Origin of the sequence: Streptomyces torulosus (genome assembly GCF_001419765.1) — a bacterium.
GTDB classification, from domain to species: Bacteria; Actinomycetota; Actinomycetes; order Streptomycetales; family Streptomycetaceae; genus Streptomyces; species Streptomyces torulosus.
Window position 1 is genome coordinate 1 of record NZ_LIRK01000575.1, and the last position, 3,011, is coordinate 3,011.

Consider the following 3,011-nt stretch of genomic DNA (forward strand, 5'->3'; position numbering starts at 1 on the left):
CCACCGGGGCACGGTCCGCCGGAGTTGCCCTGGCGGACGGTCGCGTACAGCGAGTAGACGTCACGGCGGACCGTGCCCCGGTGGTAGATGTCGGGGCCGTTGGCGGTGATGCGACCGCGCACGCGCGCGGGACGGACGTCGTACGCGCCGTTCTCCGGGTAGCCGGCGACGATCGCGTCGTCGCCGCTGGCGGCGTCGTCGGCGGTGAACCGCAGCACCGGCGCGTTCAGGTCCGGCACGTCCAGGACGGCGATGTCGCGCTCCCAGTCGTAGAGGACGACCTTGGCGTCGTACTTGCGGCCCTCGCCCCCTATCTGGACGGTGGGTTCGTCGACTCCGCCGACCACGTGCGCGTTGGTCATCACGCGGCGCTCGTCGAAGACGAAGCCGGTGCCCTCGAGGACCTTGCCGCAACTCTCGGCGGTGCCCATCACCTTGACGATGGACCGCTTGGCGCGCTGGGCGACCGGGCTGTTGGCGAGCGCGGGGTCGGGGGGTTGGACGTCGGTGATCTGCTCGTTGGCGAACGGGCTGAAGACCTGCGGGAAGCCGTTCTGCGCGAGGACCGAGGAGAAGTCCGCGAACCAGGTGTCCGCCTGGCTGGGCAGGGCCCGGGCCACGCCCTGCAGCACCTTGGAGTTGCGGACCTCCTTGCCGAGCGTGGGCAGCGTCGTGCCCGCGAGCGCGGAACCGATCAGCCAGGCGACCAGGAGCATCGCCACCACGTTGACCAGGGCGCCGCCGGTGGCGTCCAGGGCGCGGGCCGGGGACCAGGTGATGTACCGGCGCAGCTTGTTGCCGAGGTGGGTGGTGAGGGCCTGGCCGACGGAGGCGCAGACGATCACGACGACCACCGCGACGACGGCGGCCGCCGTGCTGACCTCGGAGTTGTCGGTCATCCAGTCCCAGATGACCGGGAGGGTGTAGACGGCGACGAGGCCGCCGCCCAGGAAACCGATCACCGACAGGATGCCGACGACGAAGCCCTGGCGAAAGCCGACGATCGCGAACCAGACGGCGGCGACCAGCAACAGGATGTCCAGCACGTTCACCGCTTCAAGCCTCGCCTCGTCACTTCGCGATCACTACAGGTCGGCCCGGAGTACGGCCCGCCGCACGGCGACCGGGGGACGGGACGCTCCCCACGAGACGCGGCACGGCAGACACCCTGTCATGAGCGCCAGTCGAGCGGGACCTGCTTCCCCCGGTCCCAGGGGCGCTCCCAGCCCGAGTAGTGCAGCAGGCGGTCGATCACACCTGCCGTGAAACCCCACACGAGTGCCGATTCGACCAGAAATGCCGGACCCCGGTGGCCGCTGGGGTGGACGGTGGTGGCGCGATGGGCGGGATCCGTGAGATCCGCCACGGGAACGGTGAAGACGCGTGCCGTCTCGTTGGGATCGACGACGCGGACCGGGCTCGGCTCGCGCCACCAACCCAGCACGGGCGTCACGACGAAGCCGCTCACCGGGATGTACAGCTTCGGCAGCACACCGAAGAGCTGGACGCCCCGCGGGTCGAGGCCGGTCTCCTCCTCGGCCTCGCGGAGCGCGGCCCGCAGCGGGCCGTCGGTCTGCGGGTCGCCGTCCTCGGGGTCGAGGGCGCCGCCCGGGAAGGACGGCTGCCCGGCGTGCGATCTGAGAGAACCGGCGCGCTCCATCAGCAGCAGCTCGGGGCCGCGGTCGCCCTCGCCGAACAGGATGAGGACCGCCGACTGCCGGCCCGAGCCGTTCTCCGGCGGCAGGAAGCGGCTCAGTTGGAGCGGCTGTACGGTCTCGACGGCGCGGACGACCGGGTCCAGCCAGGAGGGCAGGCCGGCCCTGTCGAGGCGCGGCTGCGGCACGCGGTGCCCGGATGCCGCGTGGCGCCCCTGGTCCGTGTCCGTGTGCGTACCGCCGTCCGTCCGGCTCGCGCGTGTCATAGCCACCCCCGTCGTTCTTCCCGTGCCAACGCCCGGAGGCCGACCGATCGTTCCGCTGCGGGCGAGAGTCCCTCGTGTGGGTGGCTCGGGGCTCGCACCGCGCCGTGACCGATCGTTCCGGGTGGGCGGTTCGGGCCCGGACGGGAAGGGGGCGGCGCGGTGCGCTCCGGAAGGGACGTCATCCGGCGGCTCCCAGCGGCGGGGCCGGGATGCCGCCCGCGTCCAGGTACGACTGCGGGGGCTTCAGACGCTGACCGGGGAAGCCGCCCTTCTCGTACTTGAGCAGCTTCTTGGCCTTCTCCGGGTCCGTCTCGCCCTCGCCGTACGCCGGGCAGAGCGGAGCGATGGGGCAGGCGCCGCAGGCGGGCTTGCGGGCGTGGCAGATACGGCGGCCGTGGAAGATCACGTGGTGCGACAGCATCGTCCACTCGCTCTTCGGGAAGAGCGCCCCGATGGCCGCCTCGATCTTGTCCGGCTCGGTCTCCTCGGTCCACTTCCAGCGCCGTACGAGCCGCTGGAAGTGCGTGTCGACGGTGATGCCGGGCCGGCCGAAGGCGTTGCCCAGCACGACGAAGGCGGTCTTGCGGCCGACTCCGGGCAGTTTGACCAGGTCCTCCAGGCGGCCGGGGACCTCGCCCTTGTGGTTCTCCACGAGGGCCTTCGACAGCCCTATCACCGACTTCGTCTTCGCCCGGAAGAACCCGCACGGCCGCAGGATCTCCTCGACCTCCTCCGGGTCGGCCTCGGCGAGGTCCTCCGGGGTGGGGTACTTCGCGAAGAGGGCCGGCGTCGTCTGGTTGACCCTCAGATCGGTGGTCTGGGCGGACAGGACCGTGGCGACGATCAGCTGGAAGGGGTTCTCGAAGTCCAGTTCCGGGTGGGCGTACGGGTACACCTCGGCCAGCTCACGGTTGATCCGCCGGGCGCGGCGGACCAGGGCGGTCGGAGACTCGGGCTTGGCGGTCTTGGCAGGCTTGGCGGTCTTGGCAGGCTTGGCGGCCTTGGCCGCTTTCCGGGCGGGCGCCGACTTCCCGGCGGCGGGCTCCGTCGCCGGAGGCGTGCGCTCCGCCGTCGCCGCCGACGGCGACGC

3 protein-coding genes are annotated in these 3,011 nt (G+C 71.7%); all 3 read right to left on the reverse strand.

The features are described 5' to 3' along the window. On the reverse strand, positions 1-1,052 hold a 1,052-nt coding region (locus tag AOK23_RS33765; RefSeq protein WP_055716345.1), incomplete at its 3' end, for a MarP family serine protease. A gap of 119 nt (positions 1,053-1,171) precedes the next feature. Then, positions 1,172-1,921, reverse strand: coding sequence for an NUDIX hydrolase (locus AOK23_RS33770; RefSeq protein ID WP_240496690.1), 750 nt, complete (start codon positions 1,919-1,921; stop codon positions 1,172-1,174). Positions 1,922-2,099: 178 nt separating this feature from the next. Then, on the reverse strand, positions 2,100-3,011 hold a 912-nt coding region (gene nth / locus AOK23_RS33775; protein ID WP_055716346.1), incomplete at its 5' end, for an endonuclease III.